Source organism: Streptomyces sp. NRRL S-350 (assembly GCF_000719705.1).
In the GTDB taxonomy this organism is placed as follows: domain Bacteria; phylum Actinomycetota; class Actinomycetes; order Streptomycetales; family Streptomycetaceae; genus Kitasatospora.
In genome coordinates this window covers 34,158-53,306 of record NZ_JOHO01000025.1, presented here as the reverse complement: position 1 = coordinate 53,306, position 19,149 = coordinate 34,158, and the positions used below count along the sequence as shown (strand labels likewise).

General features: G+C 71.4%; 15 protein-coding genes. 4 read left to right on the top strand and 11 right to left on the bottom strand.

The genetic code is table 11. The annotated features are described in order from the left end of the window. Window positions 1-2: 2 nt before the first annotated feature. Window positions 3-3,065 (bottom strand): helix-turn-helix transcriptional regulator, encoded by a 3,063-nt coding sequence (locus IF30_RS0122630; RefSeq protein ID WP_030241361.1) that lies wholly within the window; start codon window positions 3,063-3,065, stop codon window positions 3-5. A 102-nt stretch (window positions 3,066-3,167) separates the two neighbouring features. Continuing rightward, window positions 3,168-4,124: a helix-turn-helix domain-containing protein gene (locus tag IF30_RS0122625; protein ID WP_051710846.1), complete on the bottom strand. Its 957-nt coding sequence runs from the start codon at window positions 4,122-4,124 to the stop codon at window positions 3,168-3,170. Between the two features lie 483 nt (window positions 4,125-4,607). On the opposite strand from IF30_RS0122625, the gene IF30_RS0122620 reads away from it, so the two are divergent. Continuing rightward, on the top strand, window positions 4,608-4,994 hold the full coding sequence (locus tag IF30_RS0122620) for a RidA family protein (RefSeq protein ID WP_030241356.1): 387 nt from the start codon (window positions 4,608-4,610) through the stop codon (window positions 4,992-4,994). A 76-nt stretch (window positions 4,995-5,070) separates the two neighbouring features. On the opposite strand, the gene IF30_RS0122610 is transcribed toward IF30_RS0122620, so the two are convergent. The 6 genes from IF30_RS0122610 to IF30_RS0122585 all read right to left on the bottom strand — a co-directional run bounded on the left by IF30_RS0122610 (window position 5,071) and on the right by IF30_RS0122585 (window position 10,645). After that, entirely contained in the window at window positions 5,071-7,125 is a 2,055-nt protein-coding gene (locus IF30_RS0122610; RefSeq protein WP_030241355.1) for a transglycosylase domain-containing protein, read from the bottom strand. Between the two features lie 148 nt (window positions 7,126-7,273). Next, window positions 7,274-7,579, bottom strand: a complete 306-nt coding sequence (locus IF30_RS0122605; RefSeq protein WP_030241353.1) for a hypothetical protein — start codon at window positions 7,577-7,579, stop codon at window positions 7,274-7,276. Continuing rightward, window positions 7,576-8,730, bottom strand: coding sequence for an inorganic phosphate transporter (locus IF30_RS0122600; RefSeq protein WP_030241351.1), 1,155 nt, complete (start codon window positions 8,728-8,730; stop codon window positions 7,576-7,578). The genes IF30_RS0122605 and IF30_RS0122600 overlap by 4 nt, the downstream gene beginning before the upstream one ends. A gap of 231 nt (window positions 8,731-8,961) precedes the next feature. After that, window positions 8,962-9,624: a GTP cyclohydrolase I FolE gene (folE, locus tag IF30_RS0122595; protein ID WP_078891596.1), complete on the bottom strand. Its 663-nt coding sequence runs from the start codon at window positions 9,622-9,624 to the stop codon at window positions 8,962-8,964. Between the two features lies 1 nt (window position 9,625). Beyond that, the gene (locus IF30_RS0122590) at window positions 9,626-10,066 is read right to left on the bottom strand and encodes a hypothetical protein (protein WP_030241345.1); all 441 of its coding nucleotides are present in this window, start codon (window positions 10,064-10,066) and stop codon (window positions 9,626-9,628) included. A 27-nt stretch (window positions 10,067-10,093) separates the two neighbouring features. Next, window positions 10,094-10,645: a DUF2231 domain-containing protein gene (locus tag IF30_RS0122585; protein WP_051710842.1), complete on the bottom strand. Its 552-nt coding sequence runs from the start codon at window positions 10,643-10,645 to the stop codon at window positions 10,094-10,096. A 125-nt stretch (window positions 10,646-10,770) separates the two neighbouring features. Here IF30_RS0122585 and IF30_RS0122580 point away from each other — a divergent pair, with 125 nt between their 5' ends. Then, window positions 10,771-11,511, top strand: a complete 741-nt coding sequence (locus tag IF30_RS0122580) for a helix-turn-helix transcriptional regulator (RefSeq protein WP_030241340.1) — start codon at window positions 10,771-10,773, stop codon at window positions 11,509-11,511. A 259-nt stretch (window positions 11,512-11,770) separates the two neighbouring features. Here the strand turns inward: IF30_RS0122580 and IF30_RS0122575 are convergent, their stop codons facing one another. Both IF30_RS0122575 and dnaE read right to left on the bottom strand, forming a co-directional pair. Further along, window positions 11,771-12,154 carry a DUF6300 family protein gene (locus IF30_RS0122575; RefSeq protein ID WP_030241337.1) on the bottom strand — a complete coding sequence of 128 codons (384 nt, stop codon included), beginning with the start codon at window positions 12,152-12,154 and terminating at the stop codon, window positions 11,771-11,773. Continuing rightward, window positions 12,151-15,753 (bottom strand): DNA polymerase III subunit alpha, encoded by a 3,603-nt coding sequence (dnaE, locus tag IF30_RS0122570; RefSeq protein ID WP_030241335.1) that lies wholly within the window; start codon window positions 15,751-15,753, stop codon window positions 12,151-12,153. Before dnaE ends, IF30_RS0122575 begins: the two co-directional genes overlap by 4 nt. Window positions 15,754-16,397: 644 nt before the next feature. On the opposite strand from dnaE, the gene IF30_RS49510 reads away from it, so the two are divergent. Both IF30_RS49510 and IF30_RS0122560 read left to right on the top strand, forming a co-directional pair. Beyond that, the gene (locus IF30_RS49510; RefSeq protein WP_037900862.1) at window positions 16,398-17,045 is read left to right on the top strand and encodes a helix-turn-helix transcriptional regulator; all 648 of its coding nucleotides are present in this window, start codon (window positions 16,398-16,400) and stop codon (window positions 17,043-17,045) included. Window positions 17,046-17,815: 770 nt separating this feature from the next. Continuing rightward, the gene (locus IF30_RS0122560; RefSeq protein WP_030241328.1) at window positions 17,816-18,274 is read left to right on the top strand and encodes a nuclear transport factor 2 family protein; all 459 of its coding nucleotides are present in this window, start codon (window positions 17,816-17,818) and stop codon (window positions 18,272-18,274) included. Here the strand turns inward: IF30_RS0122560 and IF30_RS0122555 are convergent. Continuing rightward, window positions 18,268-19,029: an alpha/beta fold hydrolase gene (locus IF30_RS0122555; RefSeq protein WP_030241324.1), complete on the bottom strand. Its 762-nt coding sequence runs from the start codon at window positions 19,027-19,029 to the stop codon at window positions 18,268-18,270. The two genes, IF30_RS0122560 and IF30_RS0122555, sit on opposite strands and share 7 nt — an antisense overlap. Window positions 19,030-19,149 lie beyond the last annotated feature (120 nt).

Below are 19,149 nucleotides of genomic sequence, written 5' to 3'. Positions count from 1 at the left end.
CCTCAGACGTCCGGCGGCAGCCCGAGCAGCCGACGGCGGTGGGCGGCGTCCACGGCCTCGGTCCGGCTGCCCGCGCCGAGCTTGGCCATCACCCGGGTCAGGTGGACGCTGACGGTCTTCTCGCTGATGAACAGCCGCTCGCCCACCTCGCGGTTGGTGAGGCCCTGGGCCACCAGGGCGAGCACCGACCGTTCCCGGCCGGTGAGCGGACCGTCCGCCACACCCCCCGCGCCGCCCGCACCCGTGTCCGACGCACCCGACGCCGTCGGCCCGCCGGCCGCGCCCGTCGGTGCCGACGGCCGGACTCCGATCCGCCCGGCCAGGTCCTCGACGGCCGCGAGCAGCGGCGCCGCGCCCAGGCGGCGGGCGATCCGGGCCGCCTGCTCCAGGTCGGCACCGGCCTGCGCCCGCAGCGCGTGGCCGGCCCGCCGGTCGGCGCCCGGCGTGCGGGTGCGGACCAGCACCTCCGCCCGCCGCCACAGCGCCTGCGCCCGGCGGTAGTGGTCGCCGCAGCCGCCCTCGGCGGGGGCGAAGGCGGCGGCGACCCCGGCCCACTGCTCGGCCGTGGCCTCGCCGAGCGCCGTCCGGTGCTCGGCGTCGATCCAGGCCAGCCAGCCCCGGGCCGGCGCGTCCCCGGCGCGCGTGCGGGCCAGCGCCGCCAGGGCGGCCACCGCGTCGGCGTCGCCGAGCCTGCCGTGGGCGGTCGCGCCGAGCGCGTACAGCGGCAGTTCCTCGGCCCGCCGGGCCGCCGAGTCCTCGCCGCGGTCGCGGTCGCGGTCGAGCGCCCGGCGGACCACGTCGGCGGCGTTCTCCGGCCGGTCGCGCCACAGCGCCGCCTCGGCCCGCGCCTGGGCGGCGAGCAGCGCGAGGTGCGGGGCCACCGGCCGGCCGTCGAGGTCGGTCACGGCCTCACCCCGGGCGGCGGCCAGAACGGTTCCGGCCGCCTCGAGTTGACGGCGGATCAGCGCGGATCCGGGGGCCGGGTGGTCCGCCCGCAGCGCAGCCGCGGCCCCGGTCCAGTCCCCGGCCCGGAACAGCGCGACCGCCCGGGCCGTCCGCAGCCGCAGACCGTACTCGCTCCACGTCGTCCCGGTCCGGTCGGCCCGCTCCTCGCCGGCCGCGAACTCGGCCACCGCCCCGGCCGGGTCACCGGCCAGCAGTCTGGCCAGCCCCAGGCCGTAGTGCGCCCGCAGCTCCACCCCGAAGTGCCCCGACACGCCGCCGTACTGACGCATTTCGGCCAGTACCTCGGCGGCGCCGGGCCGCCGCAGCCCGGCGAAGGCCAGGGTGATGCGTGCGTCGGCCTCCGCGCCCAGCGCGTCGCACTCGGGCCCGTACGGGTCCGTGCCGGGTGCGAACGCCGCCTGCGAGCCCGCCGCCACCGCGTCCCGTACGGCGCTCGCGGCCTGCTCGGCGGCCTCGCCGGGGCGGCCGAGCCGGTTCAGCGCGCGGGCGAGCAGCGCGTGGCTCCACGCCCGGTCGGCCGAGGGCGGTGCGGCGGCGAGCAGCCGCAGCGCGATCTCGGCCTGGCGGGCGGCCTGTTCGGCCCGCCCGGGGAACTCCAGCAGGCGCAGCCCGTACCGCAGCCGGGTGGCCGCCGCGACCGCCGGATCGCCGTCCGCCTCGGCGAGTTCGACGGCCTTGCGTTGCAGGGCGAGGGCCCGTTCGGGTTCGCCGCTGTCTCCCGCGCCCATCGCGGCGAGGCGGGTCATGCCGACCGCGCTCGCCCCGGCGACGGCGGCCGCGTCGGGCACGCTCGGCCACAGGTCGAGGGCGCGCTCGCTGTGCGCGAGCACCTCGCTGAACGCCCCGCGGTGCGCGGCGTCCCGGGCGGCGCGCACGCTGGCGTCGAGCGCCAGCGGGAAGTCGTGCGCGGCGAGCGCGTGGTGGGCGACCTCCGCCGCACTGCCGCCCAGCTTTTCCAGCAGGTCGGCGCAGCGGGTGTGCAGGCGGGCGCGTCGGCCGGGGAGCAGGCTGTCGTACACGGATTCGCGCAGGAGGGCGTGGCGGAAGCCGAAGCGTTCGACGGCGACGGCCGCCGGTGGGGCGTTCCGGGGTGGCTCCGGGGCGAGCACGCCGTGGTCGAGGGCCTGTTGGAGTGCGTCGTCCAGGTCCGCGCCGTCCAGTTCGGCGAGCGCGCCGAGGGTGTCCGCGGGTGCCGGGTGGCCGATCACGGCGGCGGCCCGGAGCAGGCTCCTGGCCGGCTCCGCCAGGTGTTCGATCCGGGCGGTGAGCACCTCGGACAGGCCGCCGGACCGGGCGCCGGTCGGGCCACCGGAGTGGGCGCCCGTCCCGGCGGCGACCAGTTCCTCGGCGAAGAACGGATTGCCGTCGCAGCGCCGGGCGATGTGTTCGAGCTCGGCGGTGTCCGGCGGCGGCTCCGCCTGGTCGGCGGCCGCGGCCGTGGCGCGGACCAGCGCTCGGACCAGCCCGAGGGTCTTCTCCTGGGCCAGCGGGGCGAGTTCGAGCCGGTGGACGTGCGGTAGCCGGTACAGCTCGGCCAGCACCCGGCGCAGCGGGTGGCCCCGGCCCAGGTCGTCGCTGCGGTGGCTCGTGACGGTCAGCACCGGGCCGGTGCCCAGCCGGGACAGCAGGAAGGCCAGCAGGTCCAGGCTGGACCGGTCGGCCCAGTGCAGGTCCTCCGCCACCAGCACCACCGGAGTCTCCCGCGCCAGGTGCCGGACGGCCGCCAGGACCGCCGAGAACATCCGGACCCGGCCCGGCGAGCGGTCGTCCCCGGGCGTCGGCCCGTCGGCCAACAGCCGCAGCGCGCCGTCCCGTTCGGGCAGCCGACCGGCCGCGACGGCCTGCTGCACGATCTCGGCGAACGGCAGGTACGGCAGCGCGGACCGGGTGTCGACGCACCGCCCGGTCAGCACCAGCGCGCCCTCCCGCGTCGCGGCGGCCGCGAACTCCGCGATCAGGCGGGTCTTGCCGATGCCCGCCTCGCCGGACACCACGACCGCCCCGGACTTCCCGGCGCGGGCACGGGCCAGCGCGGCGAGCAGGTCGCCGAGTTCCCCGTCCCGTCCGACGAGGTCGACCTCGGCCCGGCGTCGCAGCATGCCGACGAGCATGGCACGGCCGTCGGGGGTGATCAACGGACCGCGCCCCGGCTGCCGCACGTCGCCGCCGGCCTCACCGGTGCCCGGCTCCCGGCCCCCGCCTCACTGGTCGAGCCAGCCCTCGCGCGAGGCCAGCGCCCCCGCCTGGAACCGGCTCCGGGCGCCGAGTTGGGTCATCAGTTTGCCGGCGATCCGGCCGACCGTGCGGCTGGAGACGCCCAGCTTCCGGCCCGCCTGTTCGTCCGTGTAGCCCTCCTGCAGCAGTTGCAGCACGGCCTTGGTGTCACCGGCGAGTTCGACCCGGGTGTCGCCGGCGTCCCGCTCCCGGGTCGGCGCCCCGAACGGCGTCGCCTGCTGCCAGGACTGGTCGAACAGGGAGGCCAGCGCCGCGATCGCGGCCGTGCCCGGCCCGGAGAGCAGGATCGCGGCCTTGCCCTGCACGTCGTCCGGGTCCACCGAGAGCAGCGCGTGCTCCTGGTCGAAGAGGATCATCCACGGCGGCAGCAGGGCGATCGTGCGGACCTCGCCCCCGCGTTCCTGGAGCCACCGCAGGTGCGCGCGGGTCGCCGGGTCGTTGCGGGCGGTGTTCAGGTAGATCGACCGGGACTCCACGCCGCGCGAGCGCAGGTCCTGGTGGGCCGCCCGGCTGGCCGCAAGGGCCTCCGGGGGCTGCGGACCGCCCGGCACGAAGGCCAGGACCTCGTGCCGGGCCTCGCCGGAGAGCCGCCGCACCTGGTCGCCCACGGTGTCGGCGCCGGCGAACTCCTCGACGTCCATCGTCGTGAGCCGCCGGTCGGCGAACTCGCTGCGGAGCACCTGGAGCGCCGCGTTGCCCTCCTCGATCCGGCTCCGGCTGCGCGCCAGCTCGACCCGTTGACGGGCCAGCAGGTCCTGCAGCCCGACCTCCGGGCTGACGGCGTACAGCGTGTCCGGTGCTTCGTACGAGGGCCGCAGCAGGCCCAGACCGGCGAGCTTGGCGATCTCGGCCACCGTCCGACCCTGGTCCCATCCCAGGCTTCCGGCGATCTTCGCGACATCCGTGGCGGGATTGCGGAGCATCGTCAGGTAAAGGGTTTCACTTTCCGGCCCGAGGCCGAACGGTTCAAGCATCAGGAGACCCCCGTGACACATCCCTGATAACCCCGGTAGAAAACCGACCCCACCGACGGACGCCGCACTGGAATGCGTCGGGGATCACGGAGACCCGGTGGCTGGCGAGCACCTGACGCATTGTGATCAGCTCCCCGATCCGTAGGGCGATCTTCTCTATGCCTAACATCGGAGTTGAGCCCTCCGCAATACCCGAACCGTGATCGCCGGATTCCGCGCCCCGCGGGAAGCGCCCCACCCGACGGCCTACCCGGCATCCGACCGCCACCCCACCTGTCGGCTGACTTGTCCGAATACCGATGCCTACCACTGAAATAACCCGATAATCTACACTTCGTCCACCCCACTTGAAGTGTCTACATCAAGCCATGTCCGGATCCTGAAGCCCCCCGTTCCTTGCCACCACCCCACCCCACGGCTAGAAACGGGAATATGTCCAGAATTGCCGTCCAGACCACCTCCGCCCCCACCCCGGTCGGCAGCTACTCCCAGGGCGCCCGCCGCGGCGCACTCCTCCAGGTCGCCGGTCAGGGCGGCACCGACCCGGCGACCGGAAAACTCGTCCCCGGCGGAGTCGCCGAACAGACCGCCCGGACGCTCCGCAACATCGAGGCCATTCTCGCCTCCGAGGGCGCGACCTTCGCCGACGTCATCATGGTGCGCGTTTATCTCGCACAGGCGGACGATTTCGCCGCCATGGACGCCGCGTACGGCGCATTCCTGGGCCGGCCCTTTCCGGCCCGCACCACCGTGGTCGTCGGCCTCCTCTCCGGAATGCTCGTGGAGATCGACGCCCTCGCCGTTCTCCCCGACCGCTGACCCCCATTCCGCCACCGGCTCGCGCGGCCTGCCGCCACCGGCCCCGGTCGCCGTCCACCGCCCTGGCCGGGGCCCGCTACGGCAGTTGGACCGGGGGGAAGGTGCCCGCCGGGGTGTCGGCGAGGGCGCCGTCCATGGCGTCGCGCCAGATCGGACCGGCCAGGGTGCCGCCGAAGGCCTGCGGGACGACCTTGCCGCCGATCCGCTGGCCGTCGAGGGGCTTCGGGTCGTCGGTGTCGCTGACCACGGTCGCGCCGGCCATCTCGGGCGTGTAGCCGACGAACCAGACCTGGCGGCTCTCGTTGGTGGTGCCGGTCTTGCCCGCGCTGTCGCGGCCGGTGAGGCCGGCCGTCGTGCCGGTACCGTCCTCCACGACGCCCTTGAGCATCGCGGTGACGGTGTCGGCCGTGTCCGCGGACATCACGGCGGAGCAGTTCGCCTGCGGCACGGCCTGCTGCCTGCCGCCGGGGCCGGTGATCGAGGTGATGGCGGTCGGCGCGCAGTAGGTGCCGTGGGCGGCGAAGGCCGCGTACACGCCCGCCATCTGCAGCGGGGTCAGGTCGTTGCTGCCCAGCGTCATCGACGGCACCACCTGGAGCTTCTCGCCGCCGGCCTGTTCGGTGATGCCGAGTTTGCCGGCCATCCGGGCGACGTTGCAGAGGCCGGTGTCGGCCTCCAGCTCGGCGAAGTAGGTGTTGACCGACTGCGCCATGGCCGTCTTCATGTCGAACCGGCCGGTGAGGGTGGTGCTGTCGTTGTGCACCTGCCCGGCGGAGGGGAAGCGCCCGCCCGAGCAGTCCGTCATCGCCGGCCAGGGGATGCTGTAGTCGGTGGTGTAGCTCTGGTTCGGTGCGATCCCGTTCTCCAGGGCCGCCGCCGCGACGATCGGCTTGAACGTCGAGCCGGTCGGGAAGCCGAGCCCGCCGCCCATGGCCTTGGCGACGTTGTAGTCGATCTGCGTCTGGTGCTGCTTGTCGTCGACACCGTACGGGCGGCTCTGGCCCATCGCGAGGATCCTGCCGGTGCCCGGCTCGACGATGCTCATCGCGGTCGCCGCCTGGTCGGCGGCGTTCACGTGGGCGGTGACGGAGGCGTTGAGGGCCGCCTGCGCCCTGGGGTCGAGCGTGGTGTGGATCTGCAGTCCGCCGCGCGTCCACACCGCCTTCCGCTCGGCCGCCGTCTTCCCGAAGGCCGGGTCGGTGAGCACCACTTGGCGCACGTAGTCGCAGAAGAAGCCCTCGCCCTGCTTGGCCAGGATGCAACCCTGCTGCGGCGCGTGGAAGTCGAGTCCCAGCGGGGCCGCGATGGCCTGCTGGGCCTGCTCCTTGGTGATGTGCCCGTACTCGGCCATCTTGCGCAGCACGGTGTCGCGCCGGTCCTTGGCCGCGGTCGGGTTGACCACCGGGTCGTAGCCGCTGGGCGACTGCACCAGGCCGGCCAGCATCGCGGCCTGCGGCAGGCTGAGGTCCTTGGCCTGTACACCGAAGTAGCGCTGCGAAGCCGCCTCGATGCCGTAGGCCTTCTCGCCGAAGAAGGTGATGTTCAGGTAGTTGGTGAGGATCTGGTCCTTGCTCAGGGTCTCCTCGACCTTGATGGCGTACTTCAGTTCCTGGACCTTGCGGCCGATGGTCTGCCGCTGCGCCTCCGCGACCTTCTGCGGGTCGTCGCCCGCCTCGTCGACGAAGACGTTCTTCACGTACTGCTGGGTCAGCGTGGACGCCCCCTGCGCGGTGGTGCCCGAGGAGGCGTTCTTGTCGAGGGCGCGCAGCACGCCCTTCAGGTCCACCGCGCCGTGCTCGTAGAAGCGGTTGTCCTCGATGTCCACCAGCGCGGTCTTCACCAGCGGCGATATCCGGTCCGCCGGGACGACGGTGCGGTCGCGGTCGTACACCGTGGCGATCGTGCCGCCCTGCGCGTCGAGGATCGTCGAGGCCTGCGACAGCGGCGGCGTCCTGAAGTCGTCGGGCAGGCTCTGGAAGTCGTCCGCCGCCGACCGGGCACCCAGCCCGGCCGCCGCCACCGCCGGCAGCGCGATCCCCGCCGCCACCACACCCGCGACCACGCTGACCGCGATCAGCCGCGCCCCGTGACCGAACTTCCGCATCCCCGTCTCCACCCGAGTCTCTGCCATGCATCGGACCATACGTGCACGTCATGAGGAACTGGTAAGGGCTGCGGGACCGACTGTCACAGCCTTGCGACGGTCGACCGCCGCCCCCGCTCCCGGGCCGCCGGACGCGCCCGCCCGGGCACCGTCCCGGCAGGTGTCGGCGACGCGGTCAGCTGTGCTGGACGATGACGAAGATGCCCCAGCCGATCGCGGCGAGGACCACGGCGAAGCACGCGGCGGCGACGGCCCGACCGCCCGGGCCGACAGCGGGACGTTCCCCGGCGGGACCTGTGCCGGCGGGACGTCCGGCAGCGGGACGTCCGGCAGCGGGACGGGCGCCGGCCGGTCCGCCCGGCCGGGTCGGCGGGTTGAGGGCACGCACGCCGACGGCGAACAGCGCGGGCAGGCCGGCGCCGGCGAGCAGCCCCACCACGACGATCTTCCACAGGGCGTTCAGATTGATCCAGGCGTTCACCGGCTCACCTCGTCCGTGGGGGGTCGCGGGACGACCGAACCCGTCCACGCGGCGTTGACGTTCTCCGGGGTGACGGCCGGGTGGCGGGAGGCCGCGTAGAAGGCGACCGAGGCCAGGACGAGCACGATGAAGATCACCACCACGCCGGCACTGCCCCCGATCCCGTTCGCGACCCAGTAGGCGAGCGCGCCGACCCCGGCCGCGGCCGGGAGGGTGATCAGCCAGGCCGCCACCATCCGGCGGGCGATCCGCCACCGCACCACCGCGCCCTTCTTGCCCACCCCGGAGCCGAGGATCGACCCGGTCGCCACGTGGGTGGTGGACAGCGAGTAGCCGAAGTCGGTGGAGGCGAGGATCACCGCGGCCGAAGCCGATTCACTGGCCATTCCCTGCGGTGCCTCGATCTCCACCAGGCCCTTGCCCAGCGCCCGGATGACCCGCCAGCCGCCGAGGTAGGTGCCCAGGGCGATCGCCATCGCGCAGGAGGTGATCACCCAGCTCGGGGACTTCGCGCCGGCGTGCAGCGTGCCGTTGGCGATCAGCGCCAGGGTGATGACACCCATCGTCTTCTGCGCGTCGTTCGTGCCGTGGGCGAGCGAGACCATGCAGGCCGAGCCGATCTGGCCCGTCCTGAAGCCGCGCCGGCGCGGGCCCTCCGACACGTCCCGGGTGAGGCGGTAGACCAGGTGGGTGCCGAGCGCGGCGACCGCCCCGGCGATGACCGGCGACAGGGCGGCAGGCACGATGACCTTGGCGACCAGGCCCTGCCACTTGACGGCGGAGGTGCCCGCTGCCGCCATGGTGGCACCGACCACGCCGCCGATCAGGGCGTGCGAGGAACTGGAGGGGATCCCGAGGAACCAGGTGGTGAGGTTCCACAGGATGCTGCCGGTCAGGCCCGCCATGACCACCGTCAGGGTCACGTCGTGACTTTCGACCAGGCCGCCGGCGATGGTCGCGGCGACCGCGGTCGACAGGAACGCGCCCACCAGGTTCAGCACCGCCGACACGGCGACCGCGACACGCGGCGGAAGGGCCCCCGTGACGATCGAGGTCGCCATGGCGTTGCCGGTGTCGTGGAACCCGTTGGTGAAGTCGAAGCCCAGGGCGGTGGCGACCACGAGCGCCAGGACCACGTCATTGCCGATCACGGACACGAACGTAGCCGTCGATCCCGCCGCCCCGAGTCCGCGACACTCGTACGGGGCCCGGCCGATGACGGCACGCCGGCTGACCGCTCCCCCGCCCGGGGCGGTTCCCGCGGCCTCGGTCCGCGTGCCCGAACGAGCTCGCCCCGCCGGCCGGTCGGCTGGCGGGGCGGCGTGCGGCGCCTCGGTCCCACGGGTGCGGCGGCCCTCCCCGCGAGGCCGAGGGGGCCGGGCTCAGCTCGGCAGCCCGGCCAGGGCGAGGAACTCGGCTCGCGAGCGGGCGTCCTCGCGCAGGGTGCCGAGGAGGGTGGAGGTGAGGGTGGTGGCACCGGTGGCCTGGACACCGCGCAGGGTCATGCAGGTGTGCTCGGCCTGGATGACGATGCCGACGCCCTTGGGGTCGAGGTGCTCCTGCAACCAGTCCGCGACCTGCTTGGTCAGCCGCTCCTGGACCTGCGGGCGGCAGGCGAAGTACTCGACGACGCGGGCGAGTTTGGACAGGCCGAGGATCCGGCTGCCGGGCAGGTAGCCGACGTGGGCGGTGCCGACGAACGGCAGCAGGTGGTGCTCGCACACCGACCGCAGCGGAATGGACCGGGCGAGGACGAGTTCGTCGTACCCCTCGTCGTTGGGGAAGGTGGTCAGGTCGAACGGGCGGGGGCTGAAGAACTCGGCGTACGCGCGGGCCATCCGGGCGGGCGTGCCGCGCAGGCCCTCGGCGGACGTGGAGACTCCCAGCGCGTTCAGGAACTGCGCGGCCGCCTGCTCGGCCGCCGCCAGATCGACCTGGTCGGCGTCCTGGACGACCCGCAGGGCCTGGGCCGGGAGCCGGGCCGGCAGGTCCCGCTCATCCGTCGCCGCTATCGCCTCGACACCGAGGGCGGAGTGCGGGCTCATTTCAGCTGCCTCCGATGCCCAGGGCGGTGAGCAGGAGCAGGACGACGGTCACGACCGCGAAGAGGCCGTGACCGAGGACGACCGCGATCGGGAAGTGGCGCTCAGCCGGGGCATCTGCAACGGCGGCACCGGCGGCGGCGGGGGCGGTGCGGGCCCGGTGGACCGGGATCCAGCGCAGCAGCATGACGAAGCCCAGCAGCGCGACCGGGACCAGCAGCCCGAAGGCCGTCCAGGCGAGCGCCGTCCGGTCGGCGGCGAGGTAGACGATCCACACCACCAGGCCTGCGGCGGCCAGGGCGAAGTGCCCGAAGAGCACCGGGGCGGGCAGTCGGCTGGTGCCGGTCCGCTGCTGGCGCACGCCGCCGCGCTGGATCCACACGCCCAGCATGTAGAAGCCGCCGAGCGCGGTGACCAGCCAGGTGATCAGTGCTGCGATGTCCATGAGCTACTCCGGATGGTGGGGATCGGTTCAGCGGGAGGGGCCGGTGCCGCCTGGGCGCGGCGGTGCGGGCGGCTCGTACCCCTCGGCCTGGGTGGCCTCGTCGGCGACCCGTACGCCGTAGCGGTAGGCGAGCTTGCCGCCGAGGAAGCCGGAGACGCCCAGCAGCGCGATGCTCACGGCGGACAGGGCGAGCATCCCCGCCCCGACGCTGCCCGAGGTGCCCGCGGCGTGCCGCCAGAAGAACGCTCCGGTGTAGGCGCCGGTCACCAGCAGGTTGAGCGTCATGTGGACCAGCCCGGTGCGGAACGCCCGGGTGCCGGGCGGGATGGCCAGCAGGTCGAGGAAGCCGACCGTGGCCGCCGCCAGCGCGCCCAGCACACCGACCGCGATCAGCCACATCGAGCCCCGGGCCAGGAAGCCCGGGTCGTCCACCACGAGCGAGGCGATGTCGAACACCAGGCTCGCCACCCAGGCACCGATCGGCACGGTCACCAGGATCGGGTGGAACGGGTGCCCGTACGGGCCCGCCATCACCGCGCTGACCGGCCGCTTCGCCTGCAACTGCTGCTCACTGGCCATGACGTCGCCCCTTCCCGTAATTTCACCAACAATCCTTGTCGTTATTCGGGTCGCCCGTCAAGCCAGGCAGGCCAGGACTCCGCTCCGGGACCGCGGGCTTCACTCGTGGGAGTTATCGTGGTTCCGTGCCCAGTGACGAAGCGACGACGACGGACCCGACCGGCGCGATCGAGTCCGTGAGCGTGCTCGGCGAGGAGTCCCGGCGCCGCATGTTCGCGTTCATCCGGCGCGCCGGCCGCCCCGTGACCAGGGACGAAGCCGCCGCCAGCGTCGGCATCTCCCGCAAGCTCGCCGCCTTCCACCTCGACAAGCTCGTCGACGCCGGCCTGCTGAGGGCCCGCTACGGCGCGCCCGGCGCCGTACGCAAGGTCGGCCGCCAGCCCAAGGTCTACGAACCGACCGACACCCAGATCACCGTCTCCATCCCCGAGCGCCGCCACGAACTCCTGGCCGGGCTCCTGCTGGAAGCCGTGCTGGACGAGGACGGCGACCGCCGCGCCGTCGAAACGGCGGTCGAGGCGGCAGGCCGCCGCGGGCGGAGCCTCGGCCGGACGGAGCGCGAACTGAGCCGCCCTGGCCGCCTCGGCGCCGAACGCGGACTGACCCTCTGCGGACAGATGCTGGAGGCCTACGGCTTCGAGCCGGTCCGCGAGTCCCCCACCGAGGTGCGCCTGCGCAACTGCCCCTTCCACCCGCTGGCCGCCAAGGCGCCCGGCCTCGTGTGCGGCATGAACCACGCCTTCCTCGCCGGCTACCTCGACGGCCTCGACGTCGGCGGCGTCGAAGCGGTCCTGGCCCCCAGTCCCGGCGAATGCTGCGTACAACTGCGTCCGGCCCAGCCCCCCGCGCCGACGGAACCGGCCTGACCGGCCGCCGCGCAGTACGGGGAGCGCCGGGGGCGACCCGCGGGACGGCGGGGGCGGGGAGGGGATCCGCGGGAACGACTCGCTCGCAGCCCCTCGACCCGCCGCCCGAAGGCCCGGTTCAGCGCACCCTTCCCCGCGCTTTCAGTTCCGTGGCCGCCTCGGTGGAAGGCCGGCCGGCGTCACCTCGGCGCCGTCTCCCGCCGCCCCTCGACCGGCGGCCTGCCGCCCTGTCCGTCCCGTCCGTCCTGTCCCGAGACGATCAGAGGACGCCTCGCAGCCACCGGTCGTACTCCGCGGCAAGGACCTCTTCGTCGACGGGTGTCCGACGCAGCGACGCGACCCACGCGGCGACCATTTCGCCGAGGACCTCGACGTTCCCGCTACTCGCCTGCTCCTCCACGGCGAAGAACGCGATCAACTCGGCCGCGGCCGCGTTGCCGGCAGAACACAGGGGGCAGAGCAAGGTCTCGCGGATTCCGGCCACGTCGTCGCCGCTCTGGTTCTTCCACGAGTGCCGATAGCGGACCGACAGCAGCCCCGGAGCGCCACACGCCAGGCAGTCCGGCACCTCGGCGAGGGCGATGCGTAACTCGTCTTCACCGACGAGTTCGGAGACGGCAGCCGTCGCGTCCTCCTCCGTCATGCCACACCGCTCCAGGCATCCGGGCCGAAGGTGCCCTTGATGTCGGATGCCAGCGAGGAGGCGTCGACCTGGGCTGCCAGGGCGTAGACGGTCGTCTTCTGCGGCCCGCGCACGCTGAGGTGCACGGGACTGTCGCCGGGGTGCGCGTGCAGGATGCGCTTCAGATCCGCGACGGCCTGTTCGGACACCCGGTGGAAGGGCAGGGCCAGGCGCACGGGAGGCTTGCCACCGTGCTCGGCGCTGGAGACGTCCAGGACCGACACCTCCCTGCCGAAGATGTTCAGGGTGCCGTCACGGTCCTCGATCTTGCCCTTCACCGAGATGACGGTGTCCTCGGTCAGCACATGGGAGACGAGTTGGTAGACCGCCGGGAAGAACAGCACCTCGATGGATCCGTCACGGTCGGCGAAGTTGACGATGGCCCAGTTGTTCCCCTGCTTGGTCACCTTCCGCTGGACGCCGGTGATCAGGCCGGCCAGCTGGACGTCGCCCTTCGTGCGTCCTGATGCCAGGAGTTCGGCGACCGTGGTGTCCCTGGCTCCGGAGAGGATGTGCTCGGCGCCGTCCAGGGGGTGGGCCGACACGTAGAGGCCCAGCATCTCCCGTTCCATCGCGAGCAGTTGGGAGCGGGTCCATTCGTGTTCCTGCACCGGGAAGTCGAGGCCGAACCCGGGCGCGGAGCCGTCGTCCTCGCTGCCCCCCAGTCCGGCGAACAGGTCGTCCTGCCCGTAGGAGGACGCCTTCTTGACGGGCACGACCGACTCGATCGCGGCCTCGTGGATCTCGACCAGACCGCGCCGGGTGTGCCCGAGCGAGTCGAAGGCACCAGCCTTGATCAACGACTCGATGGCCCGCTTGTTCAGGGCCGGCAGCTCGCACTTGTCCAGCATGTCGGCGAACGAGATGAACTTGCCCTTGGAGCGTCGCCCGGCGACGATCGCCTCGATGACCGCGTCGCCCACGTTCCGCACGGCCCGCATGCCGAACCGCACGTCGTCGCCGACGGCGGTGAACTCGGCGGTCGACTCGTTGACGTCGGGCTGGAGGACCCGGACTCCGTTCGCGCGGGCATCGGCCAGGTAGACGGCGGCCTTGTCCTTGTCGTCCCCGACCGATGTCAGCAGCGCCGCCATGTACTCGGCCGGGTAGTTGGCCTTGAGGTATGCCGTCCAGGCGGAGACCAGGCCGTAGCCGGCGGTGTGGGACTTGTTGAACGCGTAGCCGGAGAACGGCAGCATGACGTCCCAGACGGCTTTGATCGCCTCTTCCGAGTAGCCGTTCGTCCGCATGCCGCTCGAGAACTTGTCCCACTCGGCGGCCAGGACCTCGGGCTTCTTCTTGCCCATCGCCCGGCGCAGCATGTCCGCGCCGCCCAGCGTGTACCCGGCGAGCTGTCGGGCGATGGCCATGATCTGCTCTTGGTAGACGAGCAGGTGGTGGGTGGATCCGAGGATCGGGTCGAGTGCTTCCTTCAGTTCCGGGTGGATCGGCGCGGGTTCCTGCTTACCACTCTGCCGCAGCGCGTAGTTGGTGTGGGCGTTGGCGGCCATCGGACCCGGGCGGTAGAGCGCGAGCGCTACGGCGATGTCTTCGAATCGGGTGGGCTGCATCAGCTTCAGCAGGGCGCGCATGCCGCCGCCGTCGAGCTGGAACACGCCGAAGGTGTTGCCTTCCGACAGGAGCTGGTACGTCTTGGCGTCGTCCAGGGGGATGACGACCGTCTCCGGGTCGCCGTCCATCGGATCCACCGTCGCCAGTTTGATGCCGCGGTTCTCCCGGATGTTCTGGATCGCCTGATCGATGACGCCCAGGTTCCGAAGTCCCAGGAAGTCCATCTTGATCAGGCCCATGGACTCGCAGCTGGGGTAGTCGAATCCGGTGATCTTCACCCCGTCCGAGGCACGCATGTGCAGGGGAATGCGATCGGTCAGACGGGTCTTGGACAGGATGACCGCGGCCGCGTGGACACCGGTGCCGCGCATCAGGCCTTCGACACCCTTGGCGGTGTCGATGACCCTCTTCACATCGGCGTCGTTCTGGTACATGTCCCGGATCTCTCCGGCTTCGCCGTACCGGGGGTGGGCGGAGTCCCAGATGCCCGACAGCGGGATGGTCTTTCCGCCTTGGTCCGGCGGCAGCGCCTTCACGATCCGTTCACCGTGGGAGAACGGGTAGCCGAGGATGCGCGAGGAGTCCTTGATCGCGTTCTTCGCCTTGATCTTGCCGAAGGTGTTGACCATGGCGGTGTACGGGTCGCCGTACTTCTCGGTGACGTAGCGGACCATCTGGTCACGCTGGCGGTCGTCGAAGTCGAGGTCGACGTCCGGCGGGTTGATGCGCTCCGGGTTGAGGAACCTCTCGAACAGCAACCCGTGCTCCAAGGGGCACAGTTCGGTGATCCGCGTGGCGTAGGCGACGATGGAGCCGGTCGCCGAGCCTCGGCCCGGCCCGACCGGGATGCCGTTGTCGCGTGCGTGCCGGCAGATGTCCGCGACGACGAGGAAGTACGAGGAGAAGCCCATCGGACCGATGACCGTCATCTCGGTCTCGAACCGTTCCATGGCGAAATCGGGGATCGGGTCGCCGTAGCGCAGGGCGAGCCCCTTGAGGACCTCCTGGCGCAGAAAGGCCTCCTGCGTCATGCCCTCGGGAACGTCAGGGAAGTGCGGCATCTCGTCGACGTAGTCGAACACTTCGTCGTACGAACCGATGCGCTCGGCGATCAACAAGGTGTTGTCGCACGCCTCCGGCAATTCCGAGAAGAGCTCGCGCATCTCGGCCGCCGTCTTCAGGTAGTACCCGGTGCCCTGGAACTTGAAGCGGTTGGGATCGTCCTTGTTCTTGCCGACGCCGATGCACAGCAGGTTGTCGTGAGCCTCCGCGTCGTCCGGACGAACGTAGTGCGCGTCGTTGGTCGCGAGCAGCGGGATCCGCAGTTCCTTGGCGAGCCGCAGCAATCCGTCCCGCACTTCGCGCTCGATGGAGAGACCGTGGTCCATCAACTCGAGGAAGTAGCTGTCCCGGCCGAAGATCTCCTGGTACGCGCCGGCGGTCGCGCGGGCCTCGTCGTACTGCCCCAGGCGCAGACGGGTCTGGATCGCTCCCGACGGACAGCCGGTGGTGGCGATGATCCCCTGCGCGTGTCCGCTGATCAGCTCCATGTCCATGCGCGGCTTGCCGGCCGGGAACTGGCCCGTGTACGACGCCTCGGTGGAGAGGTAGAAGAGGTTCCGAAGACCCTGGACGTTCTCCGCCCACATCGTCATGTGCGTGAACCGACCACCGCCGGAGACGTCCTTCGAACCCTCCCCGTTGTCGCCCATCGCCCGTTGGCCCCCGGGCCCCCAGAACTCCTGCTTGCGGATCCGCCGCGAGGAGGGCGCGACATACGCCTCGATGCCGATGATCGGCTTGACGCCCTCGAATCCCTTGGCAACTGACTGGAATTCATATGCGCCGAACATGTTGCCGTGGTCACTCATGGCGATGGCCGGCATCCCCTGGCGGGACACCTCCTCGAACATCGGCTTCATCTGCTGCGCACCGTCAAGCATCGAGTACTCGGTGTGATTGTGCAGATGAACGAACGAATCCGACACGACTGAGGCACCTCCGGGCGTGGCTGAAGGCCCCAGCTTAGCCCCATCGGATCCGCTGACGATGAACCAGATCGGACCCGCAGCTCGTACTGAGGTCCAGTCAGATCGGGGGCTCGGCAAGAGCGTTGCAACGACGCGATCCGGCCAGTTCGACGGGTTCCCAGGGCCGAAACCGGCCAGTCGGACGAGATCGGCCGAAATACGTCGGCTCCCGGCCGCGTGGACCGGAGCGGGGACGGCGCCGGCACAGCACACTTCGGGCCACGCGCCAGGGTGCACGGATGGACCGCCACCCGCCCCATGCGGAAGCGGTGGAGCCAATTCCGCATGGGAGAGCCCGTCCCCGCTCCTCCCTCCGACCCGGTGCCGAGCGACCGAACCACGCCCCCTGCTGTCCGGAAGTCGAACGCCGCCGTTCCCGGTTCGCGCCTCCGCCACTGGTCGTCTGGACAGCTTTCGGTCAACCTGGCTCCGGATGAGTAGGCGACCTGGCACGGCGACTGAACGGGGACTTTGAGGGTTGGCGTGTCATATGCCGACTGATCCGTCCTCCTGGACCCCTGCCCTGTCCCAACCAAGGGTCTTGCGAGCCACAGCTGTCGGTTGATTGGGTGACCCCACCGATCACCAGGAGGGGGACAGGTGTGGCCACGGACGAGGCAGTATCCGAGTCGGAATATCTGAAATCGCTGATCATCAGCACCGTGCAAGAGCTATGGGAAGACAAGGAAGCTCTGGCCAAGTTCCTGAACGTCGTCCGCCGGAGCCAGGGGTTCGCCAACCTGGCCGACAGCCTGGAGCGTTCCGAAGTCCGACCCGCGAGCATCGAGGCGCGCATGCGCGAAATATGCGGTGCGCCGGAGCACCCGATGGCGTCCGCCGTGCGGCAGGAACTCTCCTGCGCGGTGTGGCACGTGTCGGAGGTCCAGCAGGAACTCGGCGTGCACGGCATGACACCGCGCACCTGGGACACCGAAGCGGAAAGGGCGACACTGCTGACGCCCAGGGAGATCGAAGTGTTCCTCCTGCTCGGCATGGGATTCTCGAACCGAACGATCTCGACGAGACTGGGAATAACCGAACGGACCGTCAAGGCCCATGTCGCCCGGATAATGAGCAAGATCGGCGTGGAGTCACGGCTCCAGGCCGGCCTCGCCGCGTACGCCTATCAGAAGTCATCGCAGGACGCGGCGATCTCCGATGCGCACAAGGTGAGGAGCGTGATCGAATTCAGGGAGCGCGCGGAGAACACCATGGACCTCGTTCCCGTCGGAGCCGTCCGCTCCGGGTGACCGTGGCGCCGGCGCCCGGTCGGCTCCCCCCGAACCCGGGACGGGCTGCGCGTCACGCCGGATCCGCGGCGCTCCCGGTGGGACGGACGACTCCGTCCGGCCCCGCGCGGACACGGCACGCCCTGCCCGTGCACGGCCACGTCGGCGCAAATCGACATCTCCGATCGAGCGATTCTCCGTCGACCCGCATCACCCGCACGTGAGTGATTTCCCGGCACTGATCGAGAAAACCGCCGGAGCCGGACGGACCACGCCGGCGGATCCACGGCGAAGTCGTCCGCGGCAGGCCACCGGCCTCCGATCGCACCGACTCCCGTCCGACAAACAGGACAGCTTTCGAGTCCCTGCGCGAAAGGGCCCCGTCGAGCACCCGTCGCCAGGTCGACGGCATATCCCGGAGCGAACGCCGCGCCGCACCGCCAGGGCCGCGTGACCTCTGATTCCGTGAATCAATTCCGATTCGCCCCGGCCGCAGCAGGAGCCGGACGGGTCCGGACGGTCCGCCGGGAATTCTCCGGCGCTCCCCCTATCACTCGGAAGTCGGCCGGAGAACTGAACCTTCGTCCACCTCACCTGCCCACCTGTACGAAGGTCCAGCTTTCGCCCCGGCAAAATCCTGCATATAAATTGGACCGATAGAATCCGCTCGCGACGGGCGGAATTCCTACCCGTGGGTGCCGGTCGGCGGCGCCGCGAATCGCATTCGACGGCGCGACCCGGTCGCACGACGACGAAGATCTCGAATCCTGCTATGCGCAATCGGAGGGTACATGACTGAGATTACGCCGGAACTGGTCGCTGCCGCGTACGAGGCGGTGACGTGCGGCGACCGGGAGAAGACCGCACTGTACTGGTCCGAAGACCTGCGTTTCTTCGCGCCGGGCAGCCACGCCGGCTCCGGCTGGCGAGTGGGGCTCGACGACTTCCTGTCCTACGTGCAGGAGATGCTCGCGGCCTCCGGTGGCTCGTGGACCATGCAGCCCATCACGTTGCTCATCAACAACGAGGACGGCTACTCGATCGACGCCAACAAGATCCACGCCGTCCGCGAGGGGGCCCCGGAGGGCAGCACCTCCCCCTTCGACGTGCTCGACATCTCCGGCGTGCAGATGCTCAAGTGGGACAACGGCAAGGTGGTCGAGGGGTACGGCGGCATCTTCGGCGACGGCGGGACGAACTACACCCAGTGGTGGTCGCCGGTCGACGGCAACGGAGAGCGTCGCTACTGATCCGCGAGGAAGCCCGCGACCGCCTCCGCCAGCTCCGGCGCGGTGATCGCGGTCGTGTGGTTCCCGGGCACCACCGCGTGCGTTCCGTCCGGCAGGGCCCCGGCAAGGGCCTCGGCGGAGCCGTCACGATCGTCGTCGGCACCCACCACCACGAGCGCCGGCACCCTGATCCCGGTCAGGGTGCCGGCGCTCGTGTCCACGACCGAGTCGAGGACGTGCAGCAGCGCCTGGGGGTCGCCCCCGGTCTCGATCAGCCACCGTTCGGCCTTCCACTCGGCCGAACCGGGTTCGAACGTGCCGAGGTTGCCGAAGACGTGCCGCAGGTGCCGTGCCACGGTGCCACCGTGACCGGTGACCTCGCGCAGCCCCTGCCCGGCGATGACCGCCCGGCGCGGCGCCGCGCCCCGCACCAGCATCCTGACGACCGTTCGGGCGCCCAGGGAGTAGCCCCCGAGGTCGTAGTCGGCGAGTTCCAGGTGCTCGATCAGCGCGAGGGCGTCGTCGGTGAGCACGTCGGGTGGGTAGTGGGCGGCGTCGCGGGGCGCGGCGCTGTCGCCGTGAGCCCGCAGGTCCGGCAGGATCAGCCGGTGTCCGCGTTCGGCGAGGGCGGCGGAGAATCCTGACCGCACCCAGTTCCGGAGCCCGGACGAGAAGAAGCCGTGCAACAGCACCAGGGGCCGCCCGGTGCCGGTCTCCCGGTAGGCGAGCCTGGTGCCGTCCCGGCCGGGGAAGTGACGCACCGCAAGGTCGACCATGTCGTCGACGGTATCCCGGCGGTCCGCCCCCGCCGGTGCCGGGGCAGGGGCGGACCTCGCCGTATCGGCCGGGACGCCGGACAGGTCGTCGGACCGTCCGGGCCGGTTCCGAGGGGGAGG